Annotated in this window: 8 protein-coding genes; all 8 read right to left on the reverse strand. The window is 70.2% G+C overall.

Translation table 11 applies throughout. From position 1 onward, the window contains the following. Nucleotides 1-145: 145 nt before the first annotated feature. The gene (locus tag ACFVTR_RS06400; RefSeq protein ID WP_387035711.1) at nucleotides 146-1105 is read right to left on the reverse strand and encodes a hypothetical protein; all 960 of its coding nucleotides are present in this window, start codon (nucleotides 1103-1105) and stop codon (nucleotides 146-148) included. Beyond that, complete coding sequence (locus tag ACFVTR_RS06405) at nucleotides 1102-5592, reverse strand: FtsK/SpoIIIE domain-containing protein (protein ID WP_387035713.1); 4491 nt, start codon at nucleotides 5590-5592, stop codon at nucleotides 1102-1104. Before ACFVTR_RS06405 ends, ACFVTR_RS06400 begins: the two co-directional genes overlap by 4 nt. Before the next feature lie 3 nt (nucleotides 5593-5595). Then, entirely contained in the window at nucleotides 5596-6873 is a 1278-nt protein-coding gene (locus ACFVTR_RS06410; protein WP_387035715.1) for an RDD family protein, read from the reverse strand. A gap of 163 nt (nucleotides 6874-7036) precedes the next feature. Beyond that, nucleotides 7037-8161: a hypothetical protein gene (locus ACFVTR_RS06415; protein WP_387035717.1), complete on the reverse strand. Its 1125-nt coding sequence runs from the start codon at nucleotides 8159-8161 to the stop codon at nucleotides 7037-7039. Between the two features lie 140 nt (nucleotides 8162-8301). Continuing rightward, the gene (locus ACFVTR_RS06420; protein WP_387035719.1) at nucleotides 8302-12294 is read right to left on the reverse strand and encodes a hypothetical protein; all 3993 of its coding nucleotides are present in this window, start codon (nucleotides 12292-12294) and stop codon (nucleotides 8302-8304) included. Between the two features lie 227 nt (nucleotides 12295-12521). Next, nucleotides 12522-16418 carry a DNA-directed RNA polymerase subunit beta' gene (gene rpoC, locus ACFVTR_RS06425; protein ID WP_387035721.1) on the reverse strand — a complete coding sequence of 1299 codons (3897 nt, stop codon included), beginning with the start codon at nucleotides 16416-16418 and terminating at the stop codon, nucleotides 12522-12524. Between the two features lie 43 nt (nucleotides 16419-16461). Further along, nucleotides 16462-19953: a DNA-directed RNA polymerase subunit beta gene (locus ACFVTR_RS06430; RefSeq protein ID WP_387035723.1), complete on the reverse strand. Its 3492-nt coding sequence runs from the start codon at nucleotides 19951-19953 to the stop codon at nucleotides 16462-16464. Between the two features lie 299 nt (nucleotides 19954-20252). Next, entirely contained in the window at nucleotides 20253-22835 is a 2583-nt protein-coding gene (locus ACFVTR_RS06435) for an Ig-like domain-containing protein (protein ID WP_387035725.1), read from the reverse strand. Nucleotides 22836-22841: the final 6 nt, after the last annotated feature.

Below are 22841 nucleotides of genomic sequence, written 5' to 3' on the forward strand. Positions count from 1 at the left end.
CAGAATCCTCCGCCACCCGGACGGGCGACCTCCATGAGACTAACCGCAGCCTGCGAGCCACGAGAATGGGCAGCACTCCCCATGCTCCCGCGGCCCGACCGCCTGGCACCCGCTGCCTGCTCCCGACCGCCCGCACGTTCGCGACTCAGTACAGGCCGCGCGCCAGGCACGCCTCGGCGAACTCCGCGTCGATGCGCCGCCGCAGACAGAGCACACCGAGCCCGTCGACGACCGCCACGCGCCGGACGAGCGCGTCGCCCTCGGGTTCGGCCGCGAGGATCGCGCCGAGGGCGACGAGCGATTCGTCGTCGATCCGCGCGAGTTCGGCATCGGCGTCGGCGACCGCACGCTCGGCCACGGCCATCGCCTCGGGCGCATGCTCACGGTGCCAGGCCCGGTACTCGGCGTACGCCCGGAGCTCGAGCACGATCGCACCGACGAACATGAGGGATCCCACCACGACCAGCCAGGTGACCCACCATCCGTCGCGCGAGACCTGCCACCAGAGCATCGCGAGTCCGACGCCGCCGAGCACCGCGAGGAAGACGAGGAACTTCGGCGGGTACTGCAGCGCGAGCACGTCGCGTCGACGGGGTTCGGCGAACGCCATCCAGAGCGCCGCAGCCGCGGTGAGTGCACCGCCCCAGATCGCGGCCGCGTCGGCGTCGAGCAGGAAGCCCCCGCCCTTGCCGGGGAACGCGAGCACCGGACCAGTGAAGGCGGCGAGGGTGGCGAGCACCAACGGCCAGATCGGGCGGCCGCCGGCTCCCCCGGGACCCGTGGCGGCCCCGGCGACGAAGCGCTCGTCCGAGCGTCGGATCGCCTCGATGCGGGCGGTGGCGTCGCGGTCCACGAGGGCCGCGAGCGCCGGGCGGAGCGCGACTCCCGCGGCCTCGCGCTGGAGGGCGAGGACGATGGGGACGGCGCCGAAGCCGTCGTCGAGGTCCTCTCGCTCGGCGCACGCGCGCACGGCGCGACGTCGGCCGTCGCCGCCCTCACCCAGCTCCGCGACGGCGCGCGCGGCCGGCTCGACCCGCTCGACGACCCCGAGCCACGCTGCGGCCGGTGCTTCGGCGTCGACGCGATCGAGGTCGTCCCGAGTCACCCGGCGACCTCGACGAGCGGCAGCTGCACCGTGACGAAGCGGCCGTTCTCGACGAAGATGCCCCGACCGGCCGGGAACTCGTGGCGCGCCACCTTCGGGAACGGCACCTTGAAGAGCGAGTCGCCGTCGTAGGTCTCGGGCCGCAGCGCGATGCCCCGACGTCCCGCCTTGAGCTCGCCGACGAGGCCGTAGCCGCTCGAGAGCTGCGAGACATCCCCGTCGCCGATGAGGAAGTGCTCGCTGCGGTTGACCGCCTGGAAGAGCTCCTTCATGGGGCGCTCGGCGTCGGTGTCGCCGAACTCGGTGATGTTCTCGACGACGATCATGATGCGCTTCGTGATGCCCTCGTCGGCGACGAGCTCCTTGAGCTCCTTCGCGAGCGCCCGCGCGTCCTCGATGGACGAGACCGTCCGCCGCCACGCCTGCGCGTCACGCAGTGCGGCCCGGCGCCCGCCGAAGTGGAAGAACTCCGTCTCGGGGTCGAAGCGGGCGACCGCCGCGATGAGCGCGCGGAGCGCGTTCGTCTTGCCGCTCTGCGGCGGGCCCGCGACCACGAAGGTGCCGATCGGCTCGAAGCCCTTGGGGCCGAGCACGTCGTCGGCGACGCCGATGACCGGCGCCCCGTCGATCGAATCGGGCAGTTCGTCGGCGCGGAGCTCGGTCGGCAGCGAGCCGATCTCGGGCGCTTCGGATGCCCCGCGCTCGCGCAGCGAGGTGGCGAACGCCTCCATCGCCTGGGTCTGCTCGGCGACGTTCGTGGTGCCGCCGAGCACGGCGATCTGCGTCTCGAGCCCGTCGACGATCGCGCGACCGGGGGCACTGCGCTCGTTGAGCACGTCCTTCGGGGCGCCGAGGATCGCGTACGAGCTCTCGTCGGCGAGGCGGAGGACCACGCGCCGGTTGACGTTGGCGCTCACCGCCGTGGGCACGGCGCCGTAGCGATCGGCCGTCGCGACCGCGTGGATGCCGAGCGGGCGGCCCTCGCCGAGCATGCGCATGAACACGTTGTAGAACGGCGCACGCGCGGAGGTGCCCTCCCACTCCTGCTTGAACGTGCCGAAGCCGTCGATGAGCACCAGGAGGCGGGCTTCATCGCGGCCGGTGATCGCCCGATACTCCGTGAGGCTCGCGGCGTTCACGGCGGAGAAGCGCTTCGCGCGGTCGTCGAGCATGCCGCGCAGGGTCTTCAGCAGGCGCTGCACGCGCTCGGCGTCGTCACCCGGGACGATCGAGCCGACCTGCGGGAGCGACTCGAGCGAGCGCAGTGAGCCCGTGCCGAAGTCGAGGCCGTAGACGTGCACGCGGCCGAGCTCGGGCCGTGCCCCCGCCGCCACGGCGATGGTGCGCAGCACGGTCGTCTTGCCGGCGCCGCTCGTGCCGTAGACGAGCAGGTGCCCGTCGGTGTCGGGCTCGAAGTAGACGGCTTCCTGCAGCTGCCGCTCGGGGATGTCGGCGCGCCCGAGCGGGATGCGGGCGTCGCCGTCGAGGGCGAGTTCGGCGAGATCGACGGTCGTCGCCAGCTCGTCGAGCCAGGGTCGCCGCGGAGCGGGGATGCGGCTGTCGGCGGCCGCCGAGACCAGCGACGCGACGAGGCGCTTCTGGTCGTTCGGGCCGAGGTCCTCGTCGTGCGAGTCCGACTCCTGGTCGTTGTCCGACTCCCAGAGCGTGATCGAGCCGAAGCGCAGCTCGGCGACCTTCACCTGGGCCTGCTCGGGGGTGTCCGACGTCCACCCGCCCGCGTAGCCCGACTGGAAGGGCACGAGACGCCCCGGCCCGGTCTTCGCGATGCCGCGACCCGGGATCGACGGGTCGAAGGTGCCCGCGACGGGGTCGCCGACCACGTCGTTGGAGTCGGACTCGTCGGCCATGCGCAGCGCGACGCGGAGGTTGGTGTTCGCGCGCAGGTTGTCCTTGATGACGCCGGCGGGGCGCTGCGTCGCCATGATCAGGTGGATGCCGAGCGAACGACCGCGCTGGGCGATGTCGACGACGCCGTCGACGAACTCGGGGACCTCACCCGCGAGCGCGGCGAACTCGTCGATCACGAGCACGAGCGCCGGCGGGGTCTCGGGGTCCTGACGCTTCTCGAGTTCGAGGAGGTCCTTCGCCTTCTTACGATTGAAGAGGTGCTCACGATGGTGCAGCTCGGCCCGGAGGCTCGTGAGTGCGCGACGCACGAGGTGCGGGCTGAGGTCGGTGACGAGCCCGACGCAGTGCGGCAGCTCGACGCAGTCGGCGAACGCCGAACCGCCCTTGTAGTCGACGAAGAGGAAGGTGACGCGGTCGGGACTGTACTCGGCCGCCATGCCGAGCACCCAGGCCTGCAGGAACTCGGACTTGCCCGAACCCGTCGTCCCGCCGACGAGGGCGTGCGGGCCCTGCGTGCGCAGGTCGAGCGACATCGCGTCGGGGCTGCCCTGGCCGATGTACGCCTTCAGCGTTCCGGCGCGCTTGAGCCTCGGCCGCTGCCCGCGCGACCGGTCGAGGATCGAGTTGTTCTGCCGCCAGCGCTCGGCGACCGAGAGCGGCTGCGCGGCCATCTCGGTGCCGACGAGCTTCAGGAACGAGACGCTCCGCGGCAGGTCCGACGAGTCGGCGGTGACCGAGCTCGAGTCCGCGACGGGAGCCAGTCGCTTCGCGAAGACTTCGGCGTACTGGTTCGACACGCCTTCGATCGCGACCCGCTCGTAGTGCTCGCCGGCGCGGACGTAGCCGACCTTGGCACGGTCGAGCCCGTCGCTCGCGTCGATGTAGGTGCGGCAGGCGGCGGGCAGCGACTCGACCGTCGGGGCGAGGAAGATGGTGTACACGCCGACGTCGGCGCCGCGCTCGATCAGCTGGGTGAGGCGGGGGCGGTCGACGGGCGCGTCGTTCGACGCGACGAGCACGAGGGCGAGGTCGGAGGCGGCCTCACGGTTCGGCCCGATCTCCTCGCCGACCTTCGCGCCGCGCTCCATGCTCGTGTCGGGCAGCCGCAGCGGCCCGCGCCGGCCCGGCGAGCCCGACAGCCGCGACATGATCGACTCCTCGAGCCCGTTGAGGAGCGCCGTGCCCGCCGACTGACTGTCGGCGAGGGCCATCTCGGCGAACGGCGAACGCGGGCTCGTGGTGTGCGGGAGCCACTTCATCCACTCGAGTTCCTTCGCCCAGGCGGGGTCGACGATCGCGGTGGTGATGAGCTCGTTCGGCGCGTGCAAGCCGAACAGCTGCACGCCGAGCCCGCGGAGCACGTCGGCCGCGAGGTGCCGGGGACCTGCGATGCCGATCGCGCCCGACACCGGCAGCAGCTCGATGAGCGGCACGTCGTCGATGCGCTCGTGCCGGTTGCGGAGCACGTCGACCTGCTTCGCGTAGCGGGCGATGCCGCGCTGGTCGCTCGACTCGGCGACGGTGTTGCGGCTGCGCGCCCGGCCGACGCCGAGCCGCAGCCCGAGGAAGTTCCAGTGCTCGGGACGCCTGGTCCAGAGGAGCGGCCCGAGGCGCATCGCCTGCTCGTACACGTGCGCGACCGCGGGGGCCTCCTCGTGCCGGCGCTCGCGTTCGACGATCGTCTCGGCGCGGAGCGACTCCTCGAGGTCTTCGATCTGCGTCTCGAAGGTCTCGATCTCGAGCCGCAACTTCTTGCCCTGCTGGGTGCGCTGGCCGACGAAGTTGCCGAGCATCATGAGCGGCGCCATCACCACGATGAGGAGCGACGTCGGGCGTTGGGTCATCGCGAACATGGCGAGCCCGAGCAGGACCGGCGCCATGATCATCGGCCACGGGAACAGGCGCGGCTCGGCCTCCGAGGGGATCACCGGGTGGCGGTGCTCGGTGCCCGGGTAGCGCACCTCGACCCGCGGCGAACGGTTGAACATGAGCGCGCCGCCGCGCTCGAGCACCGAGGCGTCGGGCGCGCCGGCCGCGCTGGCGGCGAGATCGAAGGAGACTTCGGTGGCGCCGATGGTGATGACCTGGCCGGGGATGACGCGGACGCGCTGCACGAGCCCGCCGTCGACGAGCAGGCCGTTCGCCGAGTTGAGGTCGACGAGTTCGATCGAGTGGTCGACCTCGATTCGAGCGTGCCGCTTCGAGACGAGCGAATCGGCGAGCAGGAGGTCGGCGTCGGCGCCGCGCCCGATGACGCTCGCCCCGCGCGGCAGCCCGAACTCTCGGCCGGCGTCGGCGCCCGAGTGCACCCGCATCACGGCGACCGCCTCGGCGGTCGCGCCGTTCGGCCGAGGCGCGTGCGCCACGACCGCGGCGTTGAAGCCCGAGCCGATCGGTGCGTCGCCGATGAGCACCTGCGGGTCGAGCACGACGGGCTCGCTCGAGGTCGGCGGCGCGACCGCGAGGGTCACCCCGGAGGTGCTGCCGAGCACCGGAGTGCTCGGATCGTTCGTGGCGATCGCGCGCGCGACATCGCCGACGGTCGCCGTCGCGTCGGCGGTGATGACGAGGTCGACCGGTGCGCCCTGCTGACGCCGGAGTCCGAGTTTGAGCTTCATGCCTTACCTTCCGGGCTCGCTCGTGATGGTGAAGCTGCGACCGCCGACGACCACGAGCGCACCGGGTGCGAGCGGGGTGCGGACACCGGGAACGAGTTCGACGATCCGTCCGTCGGGCAGTCGCACCTCGGTGCCGTTGGTCGAGCCGCGATCGGCGATCCAGAAGCCGCCGTCGACGGCGCCGAACTCCGCGTGCACCTTCGAGATGCGCTTCGAGGGATCGTCGACGGGCAGCAGTTGCGCGTTCGCTCCGGGCCCGGCATCGGGCGCGCGGCCGAGCAGGCCGAATGCGGATGCCTCGACGGCGGTGCCGTCGTCGAAGCGGAGCACGATCCGGGTCGGCGTCGACGAGCCCGGAGGCAGGGCGACCTCGGGCGACGCTGCGGTTGCGGCGGGCGCGCCCGCCGGGAGCTGGGTCGGAACGAGCTGCGGCGGCGCGGGCGGAGCCGGTGCGGCCTGGGGCGGAGGGGGCGGAGCGAAGGCCGGCGGCGCCGCGGGCGGCGCCTCACCGCCGATCGGCGGCGGGGTCCACGACTCGATGCCCGTCGCGCCGGGCGACACGACTCCTGAGCTCGACCGCTCGGCCGGGATCTGGAACACCTCGCCGAGCGGGCGATCGCTCGCGAGCGACGGGAGCCGGACCGCCTCGGCCTCGGGCGGCGCGGCCGCGACGCGCCGGGCCCGTCGCATCGCCCGGGCGTCGAAGGGGTCGAGCGCGCGACGGGCGTCGACGACGTAGCATCCGCCCACCCGATCGAGCCAGGAGCGGCCGCGCTGCTCGGGATCCCACGAACCCGAGGCGAACAGGATCGCCGGGCCGATGAACGGCAGCACGAATTGCGCGGCGCCGAGCACGAGTGCGCGCAGCACGATGCGCCAGAACCCGGCCGGTCCGAAGTCGCGCACGCTCACGGAGCGGAGCCCCGCCGCGGCCTTGCCGACGGTGACGCCGAGCCGGCCGTGCAGCACCAGTTGCACGAAGCCGAAGACGACGGTGAGCGCCTCGCCGACCAGGATCGCGATGAGCGGGCCGGTGGCCGCCGAGCCGAGACGGGTCGGGTCACCGCCCGACGCGAGCACCGGGTCGACGAGCAGCAGCACCCCGATCAGGGTCGGCGTCGCGAGCACCGCCCAGATGGCGGCGTCGAGCGCGAAGGCCCCGGAGCGTCGACCGCTCGGCGCGGGCTGGAGCCCGAGCGCCCGCGCGTACTCGGGGTCGGGACGACCATCGGGTCGGAGGCCGGGCGTCGGCTCGTCGTCGATGTCCATGGTGACGCTCACGTCGCTCCTCGAGTCGGCAGGTCGGCAGGGTGGTCCAAGCTGCTACCCAACCCGATCGTGGGCACGCTGTCGATGGGGAGGAGTCACCATCCCCGTCTGACGAGCGTACCCGCAGCCTCCGGCTCTGTTGCGCGTTGTGCACAGCCGCCCGCGGCGGCCTCGATCAGCGCAGCGGCTGCGGCTGCGGCCCCGCGGCCAGCTCTCGGTCGTACGCCTCGAGCGCGAGCCGGTTGCGCTCGTTCACGGTGCGCCCGCGAGCGGCGATCCACCCGCCGAGCCAGATCGGGATCTCGCGTGCGATCAGGGCCGCGACGATCGCGAACGGGTCGAGCCAGCGCTGGGCGATGAACGACTGCGCGTCCTCGAAGGTGAGGGTCCACGCCTCGATCGTGAGCAGCGCGCCGCCGAGGTACGAGAAGTAGACGAGCACCCCGACGAGCAGTCCGAACACGACGTACGCCCACCAGCGTCCGCGATTCACGATCGCCGCCAGCAGCGCGAAGCCGACGAAGAAGGCGATGATCGGCACCCAGTAGACGGGCTTCGCCAGGAACCGCTCGACGAAGACGGTGCTGACCTCGGCCGCGTCGCCCTGGCTCAGCAGCAGCAAGTAGGCGATGCCCGCGTAGAGCGCCGCGAACAGGGCCGCGCCGATGAGCGCGACGAGCGCACCGAACCCCCGATTGCCCTTCGCGCGCGGCGGCTCGGGAGCCTGGACGTAGACGGTCTGCGCGCCGAACGGGGGCGCGACCTCGGGGGCCGGCTCGGGGGCGAGGGTGGCCGCACCCGATGCCGCCGCGACGGCGGCCGTCGAGGCGGGGACGTAGGTCTCGCGACGCACGGAACCCGCGGGCACCGGCAGCGGTGCGGCATCGGCGTCGTCGATGCCGTTGCCCTCGTCGTCGTCGGAAGCGGAGGTCTCGGCGCCCGCGTTCGCGCGCAGCACTGCGGCGTCGAGCGCGCTCGTCTCGGCAGTGTCGGACTGCGCGGGCTCGTCGAACAGTTCGGGCTCCGCGGCATCCGGAACGGCGGGTTCGGCGGGCATCGCTGCGGTGGCGTCGGCGTCGTCCGCAGCGGCGGGCGCGGCGGTGCCCGCGGCCTCGGCGGGCGCGGCGGAGTCCTCAGGCGCGATGGGCTCATCCTCTTCGGCGGTACCGGAGTCGGCGGCTCCCGCGGGCTCGGCCGAGGCCGCGTCGGTCTCGGCAGGCTCGACGGCCTCGGCGGGCTCGCTCGTCTCGTCGCGCCGCACCTCGTCGTCCGACTCGGATCCGGGAGTCGTGCTGCTCATGATCGCGCTCCTTTCGGGTACGCCTCGTACCCGCGGTGCGCCAACTGTAACGCCGCGAGGCCGCCGCAGCCCCGCGCCGCGCGGATCCGGCGGTGTTTCCCATGCACGCCCCGGCACGTCGTCGCGACGGCGAGGGGACCTCATCCTCCGGTGGGCGGCTCCACGACCGGAGTCGTGACGACGAGTTCGGGCGAGGTCGCGACGCTGCTGGCGTAGCCGGGTGCGATGCCGACGATCTCGACTCGGTATCGACCGTCCCGCCCGGTGACATCCACCACGTCGCCGGTCTCCCCGAGGGGTTCGCCGTCCAGATACCAGCGGTACTCGAAAGCCACCGCCGGCGTCCAGGACCCCGGGTCTGCCGTCAGCATCGCGCCGTCGAGCACGAGCGCCGGAGCTCCCGGCTGCATGACGCCCGCAGCGACCGCCGCCGTCGGAGCGGAGTCGACGTGGACCACGGCGACGCCGGCACCGCTTGACGCGACCCGGACGGCGAGGCGACGCCCGAGCAGATCCGGTGGGATGGTGAACTCGCGTTCCGTTGCAGCCGGGATCGGCTCGCCGTCCGCCAGCCATCGATACGAGAACGCCGAGGCACCGGACCAGCTGCCGGCGTCGGCGACCAGCGTCTCACCCACGCCGGCCGTCCCCGAGATCGTCGGCGTTCCCATGCCCACGACGCTGCCCGTCGCCGCGCTCGACTGCGTCACCGTCGGATACCCCGACAAACGCCCGGTCACCTTCACCACCACCGACTTGCCCGCACTCGACGACGGCAACGTGTACGACGACGACGACGCACCCGACACCGCCACCCCGCCCACGAACCACTGGTACGACAGCACCGTGCCCTTCGTCCACGTCCCCGGCACCGCAGACAACTTCCCACCCACACGCGCCGTCCCCGACACCGTCGGCACCGGCGCCAACGCCACCCGCGTCGACGACGCCTTCGACGTCACCGCCATCGACCCGAAGCCCGCCTGGCGACCCGTGACCCGCACCGACAGGAACTTGCCCACCTGCGCGGACGACGGCACGAACGTCTTCCCCGTCGCACCCGACACCGCGACCCCGTCCGCGTACCACTGATACGAGAATGACGTCCCCGACGACCACATCCCCGTGTTCGCCGTCATCGTGCCACCCGTCCGAGTCGTCCCCGACACGGTCGGCGTCGCCCACGCCAACACCTTCGGCGTCGCCGCGCTCGACTGCGTCACCGTCGGATACCCCGACAAACGCCCGGTCACCTTCACCACCACCGACTTGCCCGCACTCGACGACGGCAACGTGTACGACGACGACGACGCACCCGACACCGCCACCCCGCCCACGAACCACTGGTACGACAGCACCGTGCCCTTCGTCCACGTCCCCGGCACCGCAGACAACTTCCCACCCACACGCGCCGTCCCCGACACCGTCGGCACCGGCGCCAACGCCACCCGCGTCGACGACGCCGATGTCTTGGACAACGGCGCCCAGGCAGGGTCGTCGACGTACGCCCTCACCGAGAGTTGTGCTCCGACCTGAGAGGAAGTCGGCGCGAAGCTGCTCGACTGGGCGTTCACGATCGCCGAGCCGTTCGCGTACCACTGGAACTTCACCGGTGCGCCAGCACCCCAGTCGCCGGCGTTCGCGGCGAGGGTCGCACCGACGTACGGGGTTCCCGTGATGACGGGGACCCGAGCGGCAACGGCCTTCGCGGTCGCCACAGATTTCATCGAGGCCTCGCCGTACCCGTCCTTGCTGCCCCATGCGATGACACTGATCCGCTTGCCGACCGCTTCGGGCGGCACGGTGAACTCGGAATCGCCCTGCGAGTAACCGACGACCCACTCACCGTCGAGCAGCCACTCCCAGTTCACATGCGCACCGTCTGTCCAGTCGCCCAGGTCGACCTTCAGGACGTTGCCGACGCCCGCGATGCCGGAGATCGTCGGCGTCGCGGGCTTGATCACACGGAGAGACGGCTCGGAGACGGCCGAACCATCGGCGTACCTCGGCGCACTCCCCGTCGTCCGCACTGTGAGGCGCTTCCCCTCGTCCGCGACGGTCGGCGTGTATCGTTCACCGGTCGCGCCCGAGATCGGGACGCCGTCCGCGAACCACTGCCGGGCGGTCGTCGTCGAGCCCGACGTGTTTCCGTACGCGTCCCGAATGAGGAGTTCGACGCCGACGGCGGGCTCCCCGCCGTCGTCGAACCAGGGCGTGCCCCACTTGAGGACCTTCGGGGTCCACGCGGAGTCCGCCGTCATCGTCGAGTAGCCGGCCTTGGTCGCCGTCGCCGTCACCTTGATCTCGGCGTTCGCCATCTCGGGCGTGACGACCAGCTCCGGGCCGACATGAGCGGGCGCGAACCCTCCGACCCATCGGTAGACGATCTCGACCCCCGGGATCGGCGAGGTCGCGGAGGCGGTGAGCGTCTCACCGATCGCAGGCGTGCCGCTGATGGTGGGCACGCTGACCGTCGCCTGCCGCCCCGTGACGACGCCGGTGAGATATCCGTTCGGCTTCACGGTGAGGATGCCGGCAGATTCGAGGGTCTCGGCAGCGGGCCAATACCATTCCGCGCCCGATCTCGGTGTGATCCTGAGTCGGATCTCGCCGGGCCGCACTCCCTCGAGCGCGAAACCGCCGAGGACGTCGCTCTCGGTGGACGCGATATCGGAGCCCGCGCTGTCGACGGCCGTCACCACGGCATCGCCGACGGGCATCCAGCCGCCATCGTACAGACGGACCGTCCCTCGGATCTCGGCTCCCTCGAACTCCGCGAAGTCGATGCCGTCGCGCGCTTCGCCTTCGCCGACGACGACCGATTCGGCGTCCGACTCCTCGCGCACACCCGGCCACCACTCGCCGAGGAAGCGCGACGCGTCCATCTGCGAATCAGATCGCCAGCCGTCCAGGTAGGACGGGCTCTCGTCCCACCCGTCGAGCGTACGAACGGTGTACGCACCGGCCGCGAGCCCACCGACGCGGTACTCGTCGTAGTCCGGTTCGATCGATCCCGCGATTCGCCCGTCCGCATCGAACACGACGACTCGCCTCGACGAGCTGCGCCCCGCCACGGAGGCTGCGGGTGCGAGCACCGGATGCTGCTCCAGCGCTCCGCCCGCGGCGAGGTCGTGGAGTTCGGCCGCGCTCAGGAGCGACGTCCCGCCTGAGTACTCTCGCGCCGCGTCGGGGCCGCCCGTGTACTCGAACGCATAGCGGCCCGGCATCAGCCGAAGCTCGAATCGCCCGGTCTCATCGGCGTACGCCGTCCGGTCCTGGTCCAAGCGATCGCCCACGAGACGATGCGCGGTGACTTGCGCATCGGCGTCGATTTCGCCGTCGGGGCCAGTGACGTCTCCGGTGACCACCGCTGGCTGGATCGTCGTGAGGGTGAACGACCGCGTGCTCCCGTCAGTCAGTTCGAAGCGCTCAGCGTCGGCCGAACTCGCGGCCGCCGGCCACCACAGCGCCGGCTCGCCCTCGATCTGGTATTCGAGCAGGTATTCACCGGGTGGCACCTTCGGAATCGAGAACCGGTCGCTGAACTGGCTCCGTCCGGCCGTGAGCTCGGGGGCCGATCCCTCGACGAGTCGATGGAGCCGCACACTCCCGGCCACGATCCGCCCGAGGTGATCGCGCAACGTCCCGGTGACGCTCGCACTCCGCTGGACTTCGAGATCTGCTTCGGCCCGGCTCCCGTCGATGCGGAAGAGCGGCCCCTCGGTCCGCGCCATGAACGGTGAGGATGACGGGCTCACAGCGACGATCCGGAAGTAGTCCCCGGGAGACACCGGAGTCTTGAGTGCGATCGAGTACGTTCCATCCGCCGTGCTCACCGCCCACCCGAAGTCGTGCTCCGCGACCTGCCCGGTCGGTTGGCGCTGAAACCGGAAGAGGGTGACGCGCGCGTCGCCGACTCCGGCGCCGCCGCCGTCGACGATGCGCCCGGTCACGACCGGCAACGGATCGGACGAGTCCAGCGCATGCGCGGCGAGAGGGGAGACGAGGAGCCCGCTGAGGAGCACGGTCGTCGCGAGCAACAGCGCCAGCAGCGGCCGCGCCCAGCGTGCGGCCGCGCCGTGCTCGCGGTGGGGGTTCGGGACCTCGGTAGGGGCAGGGGCAAGGCGCGGCACTGGAACCTCGAGTTCGGGCGACGCGAGTCGCGACGGGACGTGGACCCAATATAGGCACCCCAGATCTCGGCGCGATATCGATCCCAGGGCGGATCCCCGAGTGCGGCCGCCGGTCGACCCGTCGCAGCGCCCACAACGCCGAACGGCCCCCGATCCGGTGGGATCGGAGGCCGTTCGTGGATCTCGACGGGCGTCGCGCTTCGCGCGGCGTCAGTCGATCACCGGGTTCAGCTGTAGTTGCCGGGCGTGAAGTCGTCGCTCGAGAACGCGTCGAAGTCGACGAAGCTGAGGTCGCCCTCGCTGAAGGCCGCGTCGTCGGTGAAGATGCGGTTCGGGTAACGCTCCGCCTTCGCCTCCTCCGTGGCCTCGACCGCGACGTTCCGGTACTTCTGCAGACCGGTGCCGGCGGGGATCAGCTTTCCGATGATCACGTTCTCCTTGAGGCCGACCAGCGGGTCGCTCTTGCCCTCCATGGCGGCCTGCGTGAGCACGCGGGTCGTCTCCTGGAAGGAGGCGGCCGACAGCCACGACTCGGTCGCGAGCGAGGCCTTGGTGATACCCATGACCTCCTGGCGGGCCGAGGCCGTCTTCTTGCCCTCGGTGAGCGTCGCACGGTTGATGCCGTTGTACTTCAGCCGGTCGACGAGCTCACCGGGCAGCAGGTCGGTGTCGCCGTGGTCGACGACGGTGACCTTGCGCAGCATCTGGCGCACGATGACCTCGATGTGCTTGTCGTGGATCGGCACACCCTGCGAACGGTAGACGTCCTGCACGCCGTTCACGAGGTGCTTCTGCACCTCGCGGACGCCCTTGACCCGGAGGACTTCCTTCGGGTCGACGGTGCCGACGATCAGCTGCTGGCCGAGCTCGACGTGCTGGCCGTCCTCGACGAGCAGCGTCGAACGCTTGAGCACGTTGTACGCGATCGGCTCGTCGCCGTTGTCGGGCGTGAGGATGACCTTGCGCTGCTTGTCGGTCTCGTCGATCGTGATGCGACCGGGAGCCTCGACGATCGGCGACGCACCCTTGGGGGTACGGGCCTCGAAGAGCTCCTGCACGCGGGGAAGACCCTGCGTGATGTCGTCGGCCGAGGCCGAACCACCGGTGTGGAAGGTACGCATCGTGAGCTGCGTTCCGGGCTCACCGATCGACTGGGCCGCGATGATGCCGACGGCCTCGCCGATGTCGACGAGCTTGCCGGTCGCGAGCGAACGGCCGTAGCACTTCGCGCAGACGCCGACCGCCGACTCGCAGGTGAGGACCGAGCGGACCCGGATCGACTCGACGCCCGCGGCGATGAGCTCGTTGATGAGCACGTCGCCGACGTCGCTGCCGGCCTCGGCGACGACCTCGCCCTTGGCGTTCACCGCGTCGGCGGCGAGCGAACGGGCGAACACCGAGTTCTCGACGTTCGGGTCGCGGACGAGCTCGCCCGAGGAGTCGACCGTGGCGATCGGGAGCTCGAGGCCCTTCGACGTGCCGCAGTCCTCCTCGCGGATGATGACGTCCTGCGAGACATCCACCAGACGACGCGTGAGGTAACCCGAGTCGGCCGTACGGAGAGCCGTGTCGGCCAGACCCTTACGGGCACCGTGCGTCGCGATGAAGTACTCGGCGACCGAGAGGCCCTCGCGGTAGCTCGAGATGATCGGGCGAGGGATGATCTCACCCTTCGGGTTGTTCACGAGGCCTCGCATGCCGGCGATGTTGCGCACCTGCAGCCAGTTACCACGAGCGCCCGAGGTCACCATGCGGTTGATGGTGTTGTCGGTCGGGAAGTTCTCCTGCATGGCCTTGGCGACCTCGTCGGTGGCCTTGGTCCAGATCTGGATGAGCTCCTGACGACGCTCGAGGTCGGTCGTGAGACCCTTCTCGAACTGCGACTGCACCTTGGCGGCCTGCTTCTCGTACTTCGACACGATCTCGCCCTTCGAGGGGGGCGTGATGATGTCGGAGAGCGCGACGGTGACGCCCGAACGGGTCGCCCAGCGGAAGCCGGCGTCCTTGATCCGGTCGAGGGTCGCGGCCACCTCGGTCTTCGGGTAGCGCTCGGCGAGGTCGTTGACGATCTCCGAGATCTGGCCCTTGCCGGCCTGGCGGTTGAAGTACGGGTAGTCGACCGGGAGCGCCTCGTTGAAGAGCGCGCGACCGAGGGTCGTCTCCATGAGGAACGGCTTGCCCTGCACGAAGCCCTCGGGCTCGTCGCCCTCGCCGAAGTAGAGACCGTCGAGCCGGATCTTCACCTTGGCGCCGAGGTCGAGCTCGAGGTCGCCGGGACGGTTCTGGTCGAACGCGAGGATGGCCTCGGCGATCGACGAGAACGCGCGGCCCTCGCCGGCTGCGCCGGGCTTCTCGGTCGTCAGGTGGTGCAGACCGATGATCATGTCCTGCGAGGGCAGGGTCACCGGGCGGCCGTCCGACGGCTTCAGGATGTTGTTCGAGGCGAGCATGAGGATGCGCGCCTCGGCCTGGGCCTCGACCGAGAGCGGAAGGTGCACGGCCATCTGGTCGCCGTCGAAGTCCGCGTTGAAGGCGGCGCAGACGAGCGGGTGGAGCTGGATGGCCTTGCCCTCGACGAGCTGCGGCTCGAACGCCTGGATGCCGAGACGGTGCAGCGTGGGCGCACGGTTCAGCAGCACGGGGCGCTCGCGGATGATCTCCTCGAGGACGTCCCACACCTGCGGGCGCGAACGCTCGACCATGCGCTTGGCGGCCTTGATGTTCTGAGCGTGGCTCAGGTCGATCAGGCGCTTGATCACGAACGGCTTGAAGAGCTCGAGCGCCATCTGCTTGGGCAGACCGCACTGGTGCAGCTTCAGCTGCGGGCCGACGACGATGACCGAACGGCCCGAGTAGTCGACGCGCTTGCCGAGCAGGTTCTGGCGGAAGCGCCCCTGCTTGCCCTTGAGCATGTCGCTCAGGGACTTGAGGGCGCGGTTGCCGGTACCGGTGACGGGGCGACCGCGGCGGCCGTTGTCGAACAGTGCGTCGACGGCCTCCTGCAGCATCCGCTTCTCGTTGTTGACGATGATCTCGGGGGCACCGAGGTCGAGCAGACGACGAAGGCGGTTGTTGCGGTTGATCACACGACGGTAGAGGTCGTTCAGGTCGCTGGTCGCGAAGCGGCCACCGTCGAGCTGCACCATCGGGCGGAGCTCGGGCGGGATCACCGGCACGACGTCGAGCACCATCGCCGCGGGCGAGTTGCCCGTCGCGAGGAACGAGTTGACGACGCGCAGGCGCTTGATCGCGCGGATCTTCTTCTGACCCTTGCCCTCGGCGATCTGCAGGTGCAGGTCCTCCGCCTCGGCGGCCAGGTCGAACGCCTCGAGGCGCTTCTTGATGGCCTCGGCGCCCATGTAGGCGTCGAAGTACATGCCGAAGCGGTCCTGGAGCTCGTGGAAGTCCGCGTCCTCGGGCTTGAGGTCGCCGACCTTGAGGGTGCGGAAGGCCTCCCACACGCGCTCGAGGTGCGCGATCTGCTCGTCGCCCGACTTGCGGACCTGCGTCATCTCCTTGTCGGCAGCGGCCTCGGCGCGCTTGCGCTGGTCGCTCTTGGCGCCCTCGGCCTCGAGGGTCGCGAGCTCCTCCTCCTTGCGGGCCATGAGGGTCGCGATGCGGGCGTCGCGCTGGTCGCCGATGGTCTTGATCTCGAGGCGGAGCTCGTTCTCGAGGCCGGGCATGTCGGCGTGGCGGCCCTCGTCATCGACGTCGATCACCATGTAGGCGGCGAAGTAGATGACCTTCTCGAGGTCCTTCGGTGCCATGTCGAGCAGGTAGCCGAGGCGGCTGGGCACACCCTTGAAGTACCAGATGTGCGTGACCGGCGCGGCGAGCTCGATGTGGCCCATGCGCTCGCGGCGGACGGAGGACTTGGTGACCTCCACGCCGCAGCGCTCGCACACGATGCCCTTGAAGCGCACGCGCTTGTACTTGCCGCACGCGCACTCCCAGTCGCGGCTCGGGCCGAAGATCTGCTCACCGAACAGACCGTCCTTCTCGGGCTTGAGGGTGCGGTAGTTGATGGTCTCGGGCTTCTTCACTTCGCCGTAGGACCACTTGCGGATGTCCTCTGCGGTGGCCAGGCCGATCCGAAGCTCGTCAAAAGTCGTTGCGTCGAGCAATTTCTCTCCTTGGAAAGTCTCTGTAGTCGTCTACTGGCCTGGCTTAGATCTCGTCGATGTTCGACGACTCGAAGCGCGCGGAGATGTTGATGCCGAGTTCTTCCGCAGCGCGGAAGGCCTCGTCGTCGGTGTCGCGGAGGGAGACCGCCGTGCCGTCGGCCGAGAGGACCTCGACGTTCAGGCAGAGCGACTGCATCTCCTTCATGAGCACCTTGAAGGACTCGGGGATGCCGGGCTCCTGGATGTTCTCGCCCTTGACGATCGCCTCGTACACCTTGACGCGGCCGAGGATGTCGTCGGACTTGATCGTGAGGAGCTCCTGCAGCGCGTACGCGGCGCCGTAGGCCTGGAGCGCCCAGACCTCCATCTCACCGAATCGCTGGCCACCGAACTGCGCCTTACCACCGAGCGGCTGCTGGGTGATCATCGAGTACGGACCCGTCGAACGCGCGTGGATCTTGTCGTCGACGAGGTGGTGCAGCTTCAGGATGTACATGTAGCCGACCGAGACCGGGTACGGGAAGGGCTCGCCCGAGCGGCCGTCGAAGAGCTGCGTCTTGCCGCTCGAGTCGATGAGCCGCTCGCCGTCGCGGTTGGGGAGGGTCGAGTCGAGCAGACCCGCGATCTCCTCCTCGAACGCGCCGTCGAACACCGGGGTGGCGACCTTGGTGCCGGGGGCGGCCTCGTGGGCGGCCTCGGGCAGGCGCTTGGCCCACGCCGGCTTGCCCTCGACCTTCCAGCCCTGCTTCGCGACCCAGCCGAGGTGGGTCTCGAGGACCTGGCCGAAGTTCATTCGACCGGGGATGCCGAGCGGGTTGAGCACGACGTCGACCGGCGTGCCGTCCGCGAGGAACGGCATGTCCTCGACGGGGAGGATCTTCGAGATGACGCCCTTGTTGCCGTGACGGCCGGCGAGCTTGTCGCCCTCGGTGATCTTGCGCTTCTGGGCGATGTAGACGACCACGCGCTGGTTGACGCCCGAGCCGAGCTCGTCGTCGCCGTCCTGCGAGTCGAACACCTTGACGGCGATGATCGTGCCCTGCTCGCCGTGAGGCACCTTCAGCGAGGTGTCGCGCACTTCGCGGCTCTTCTCGTTGAAGATCGCGCGGAGCAGGCGCTCCTCCGCCGACAGCTCGGTCTCGCCCTTCGGCGTGACCTTGCCGACGAGGATGTCGCCGGGGCGGACCTCGGCGCCGATGCGGATGATGCCGCGCTCGTCGAGGTCGGCCAGCAGGTCGGGGCTCACGTTCGGGAGATCACGGGTGATCTCCTCCTTGCCGAGCTTGGTGTCGCGGGCGTCGACCTCGTACTCCTCGATGTGAATCGAGGAGAGGACGTCGTCCTTCACCAGGTTCTGGCTGAGGATGATCGCGTCCTCGAAGTTGTGACCCTCCCACGGCATGAACGCGACGAGCAGGTTCTTGCCGAGCGCGAGCTCGCCGTTGTCGGTCGCGGGACCGTCGGCGATGACCTCGCCGGCCTCGATGCGGTCGCCCGTGTTCACGATGACGCGGTTGTTGTACGAGGTGCCCTGGTTCGAGCGGTCGAACTTGCGCAGGAAGTAGGTCTGCGTGCCGCCCTCGTCGAGCTGGACCGTGACGGAGTCGGCCGAGACCTCGGAGACGACACCGGCCTTGTCGGCGGTGATGACGTCACCGGCGTCGATCGCGGCGTAGCCCTCCATACCGGTGCCGACGTACGGCGAGTCGCTGCGGAGCAGCGGCACCGCCTGACGCTGCATGTTCGCACCCATGAGGGCGCGGTTCGCGTCGTCGTGCTCGAGGAACGGGATGAGCGAGGTGCCGACCGACACCATCTGGCGCGGCGAGACATCCATGTAGCCGATCTCGTCGGCGGGGATCAGGTCGACCTCGCCGCCCTTCTGACGGGCGAGCACGCGCTCCTCCGAGAAGTGGCCGTCGGCCTTGAGCGGCGCGTTGGCCTGAGCGACGATGAAGTCGTTCTCCTCCATCGCGGTGAGGTAGTCGATCTGGTCGGTGACCTTGCCGGCGACGACCTTGCGGTACGGCGTCTCGATGAAGCCGAAGGAGTTGATGCGCGCGAACGACGCGAGCGAGCCGATGAGGCCGATGTTCGGGCCTTCCGGCGTCTCGATCGGGCACATGCGGCCGTAGTGCGAGGGGTGGACGTCTCGGACCTCGACGCCGGCGCGGTCTCGCGAGAGACCGCCGGGGCCGAGCGCCGAGAGACGGCGCTTGTGGGTCAGACCCGCGAGCGGGTTGTTCTGGTCCATGAACTGCGACAGCTGCGAGGTGCCGAAGAACTCCTTGATCGCGGCGACGACGGGTCGCACGTTGATCAGGGTCTGCGGGGTGATCGCCTCGATGTCCTGCGTCGTCATGCGCTCGCGGACGACGCGCTCCATGCGGCTGAGGCCGGTGCGCACCTGGTTCTGGATGAGCTCGCCGACCGCGCGGATGCGACGGTTGCCGAAGTTGTCGATGTCGTCGACGTCGAGGCGGAGGTCGACCGCCTTGCCGCCGCGGCGGCCGGGCAGCGTCTCGCGCTCGTCGTGGAGGGCGACGAGGTACTTGATCGTGGCGACGATGTCCTGGACCGTCAGCACCGAGTCGGTGAGGGGTGCCTCGAGACCGAGCTTCTGGTTGATCTTGTACCGGCCGACCTTCGCGAGGTCGTAGCGCTTCGGGTTGAAGTAGAAGTTGTCGAGGAGCGCACGCGCGGCCTCGGCGGCGACCTGCTCGCCCGGACGGAGCTTGCGGTAGATGTCCTTGAGCGCCTCTTCCTTCGTGAGGATGTTGTCCTTCTCGAGGGTGAGGGCGATCGACTCGTAGCCGGCGAACTCCTCGAGGATCTCCTCGGAGGTGAGGCCGAGGGCCTTCAGGAAGACCGTGACCGACTGCTTGCGCTTGCGGTCGATGCGGACGCCGACCTGGTCGCGCTTGTCGATCTCGAACTCGAGCCAGGCACCGCGGCTCGGGATGACGCGGGCCGAGTAGATGTCCTTGTCGGAGGTCTTCTCGGGGGTGCGCTCGAAGTAGACGCCGGGCGAACGGACGAGCTGCGAGACGACGACGCGCTCGGTGCCGTTGATGACGAAGGTGCCCTTGGGGGTCATGAGCGGGAAGTCGCCCATGAAGACCGTCTGGGTCTTGATCTCACCTGTGAGGTGGTTCATGAACTCCGCGTTCACGTAGAGCGGGGCGGAGTAGGTCTTCGACTTCTCCTTGCACTCGTCGATCGTGTACTTCGGAGGCTCGAGCTCGGGGTTCGTGAACGAGAGCTGCATGGTCTCGCCGAGGTCCTCGATGGGAGAGATCTCCTCGAAGATCTCCTCGAGACCGGTGGTCTCGGGCAGGTCCTTGCGTCCGGCCGTCTGGGCCTCGGCGACGCGTGCCTTCCACGCATCGTTGCCGACGAGCCAGTCGAAGCTCTCGGTCTGGAGTGCGAGGAGGTCGGGTACCGTGAGGGTATCGGCGATCTTCGCGAACGAGAGGCGGCTTGCACCGCGTCCGTTCTTGGGGGTGGGCGTGGTTGCGTTGCGCGCAGCAGCCAAGTGAATAACCTCCATGGCCCCGTCGGGCCGGTTCACTGTCGGTAGCGGAGAGAGTTCAGTACCCCTCAGACATGGTGCGTATGTCGGAATCACAGGATCTCGACACGCACGAAGCCGACCGCAATATGAAGGCATGCAGGGTCTGGGAGCGCAAACGTCAACTATATGCGATCCGACGCGCCAAGTCCAGCCGGATTCTTGATTTGTTCGCGGATGTCCGGTATAACCACGCGTCCGGCCCGTTTCCAGGATGCCACGAGGGGCCGAACTCCGCGGAGATCGGCCCCTCGTGACGTGGTTCAGCGGGTGCCGCCTCGGCGGCGGACCCGGGCGGCGGCGAGCGCCACGAGACCCAGCAGCAGGGCGAGGGCGGATGCCTCGGCCGCGCCCCGCACGTCGGCGCCGGTCTCGGCGAGTTCCGTGCCGGCGGGCTCCTCGTCGTCGGCCGCGACACCGGCAGGGACTGCCTCCTCGGGCCGCGCGGGCTCCGATTCCTGGTCGCCGGGGTCGGTGGAGTCGCCCGGGTCGGTGGAGTCGCCCGGCTCGGCCGGCGTGCCCGGCTCGGTCGGCGTGCCCGGCTCGGTCGGCGTGCCCGGCTCGGTCGGCGTGCCGCCTCCGGGCGTCTCCGTCTCGGCGACGACCTGCAGTCGGACGACCGGGTACTGCCACTCGTCTGCGGCGTGGAGGTTGTAGCGGAACTCGTCGGGGCCGACGTACCCCTCGTCGGGGGTGTAGGCGAACGAGCCGTCGGCCTCCCAGGTCACGGTGCCGTGCTTCGGCGCGACCCCGATGCCGGCGAGCTCCTTGACTGCGGAGGCGGGCGCGACGTCGTTGGCGAGCACGCCGGGTGCGCCGACCTCGAGCGTCTCGCCGGCCACCGCGACGTAGAAGTCCTCGGCGCCGATCACGGGTTCCGTCCCGGGCTCGACGACCTCGATCCAGAGCCGGCCGGAGCGGTGCTCGAGCCCGTCGGTGATCGTGACGTCGACGTTGTCGGTGCCGACGAAGCCGGGCACCGGCGTGTAGCGGTAGCCGCCGTCGGCGTCGATCGAGAACGTGCCGTGCTGCGCGGACGGCGGCACGAGCACGGCGAGCGCGTCGCCGTCGGCGTCGAAGTCGTTCGCGAGCACACCGGGCGCCGCGACGACGAGGGTCTCCCCCGCGGCCACGACCGCTTGGTCCTCGTGCGGTTCGGGCGCGGTGTTCGTCGCGTCGTCGCCGACGACCTCGAACACGAGCTTCGCCTCGTCGCTGTACTTGCCGTGCTCGTCCTTCACCGCGTAGGTGAACACGTCGATGCCGACGAACCCGGCGGGCGGCGTGTAGCGCCCCCAGTCGCCCGAGTACCAGTTGAGCTGGCCGTCGCCGGTCGACCCGAACGAGCCGACCGAGATCGCGTCGCCGTCTGGGTCGCTGTCGTTGGCGAGCCCGAGCGGCGCGGGCAGCAGGTTCGTCTGCCCCGCCTTCACGACGAAGTGGTCGTCGTTCGCGACCGGCGCGTGGTTGATCGAACCGTCGCCGACCTGCAGTTCGACCCGCACGGTACTGCTCCGGTACGCGTGCTGGTCGTTGACGAAGTACTCGAAGTCCTCGATCCCGGTGAATCCGGCCGGCGGCGTGTAGGTGAAGCTGCCGTCGGTCGACCAGGTCAGCGCCCCCTTCAGGCCGTCGTCGTCGACGATCGCCTCGAGCAGTTCGCCGGGCTCGCCGAGTTCGGCGTCGCTGTCGTTCGCGAGCAGTCCCTGCTCGGCGCCGACGGTGAGCGGGGTGTCCTGCACGACGCCGTACACGTCGGGCGCGGCGACGGGCGCCTCGGGGATGACGTCGGGGCCCGAGGGCTCGACGCCGTCCGCCGCGGGATAGAGCCAGAGGAACGCCTCGCTGCAGGCGACCGCGGTGCAGACGCGGTACGTCAGCGTGTACGGCGTGGCCGGCGAGTCGGCGAGCTCGGCGTAGAAGGCGCCGCCCGTGCCGAGCATCCGTGCGTCGCCGTTGCCGACCTGCTTGCCGTAGGGGAACACGAGCGAAGTCACCGGCTGCCCGTCGAGCGCGTCGTTCTGCAGGAGCCCCTGGACGTCGCCGATGTAGAGGGAGGCGCCGGGCGTGTAGAGGTAGGTGTCGTCGGCGGCGACGGGCGGGGCGTCGACATCGCTGCCGGCGGGCAGCACGTCGACCGTGATCGTCGCCCAGTCGCTCGTGAGGTCGTCGGCGCCGTGGTCGTCGCGGATCTTGTACTCCCACGTGACCGTGCCCGTGAAGCCCGCGGGCGGGGTGTAGGCGAAACCCGGGTACGTTCCCCAGCCCGATCGGGTTCCGACCGACGGCTCGGTCGAGTCGTTGAGCGTGAACCAGTCGCCCTCGGGGTCGGCGTCGTTGATCAGCATTGCGGGGTCGGCGATGCGGAGTGTCGTGCCCTCGAGCATCTGCCAGTGGTCGTCGACCGGCACCGGCGCGGTGTTCACCGGCCCGAACTGCGCCGGCTCCGCGACGCCCGCCTTCGCCTCGGGCCGGCCCGCGTTCGCCTCTGGGGCGGGCGGTGCGTCGACGGCCTCGGCAGTGGATGCCTCGTCGGCGGGCGTGGGGGCGGATGCCTCGTCGGCGTCCTCGACCGGGACGCCCGCCCCCTCGGCGGGGTCTTCGGCACTCCCGTCGGCCTCGGCGTCGGGCGTCGGCGCCTCGGCCTCGGCCGATGCCTCGCCCGACTCAGCGGCGGGCTCCGACGATTCGGCGGCCGAGGTCGGTTCGGCGGGCAGCTCGTCGGCGGCCGCGCCGAGCGGCGCGGTGATCGCCGCGCAGCCGATGACGGCGGCGAGCGCGAGGCCCGCGAGGCCGGCGACCGGTCTGCGGCGGAACTTCGGTTCCTCGGTTTCAGTGGTGTACACGGTGTT

It is taken from the genome of Agromyces sp. NPDC058126 (genome assembly GCF_042884595.1).
Taxonomy (GTDB): Bacteria; Actinomycetota; Actinomycetes; order Actinomycetales; family Microbacteriaceae; genus Agromyces.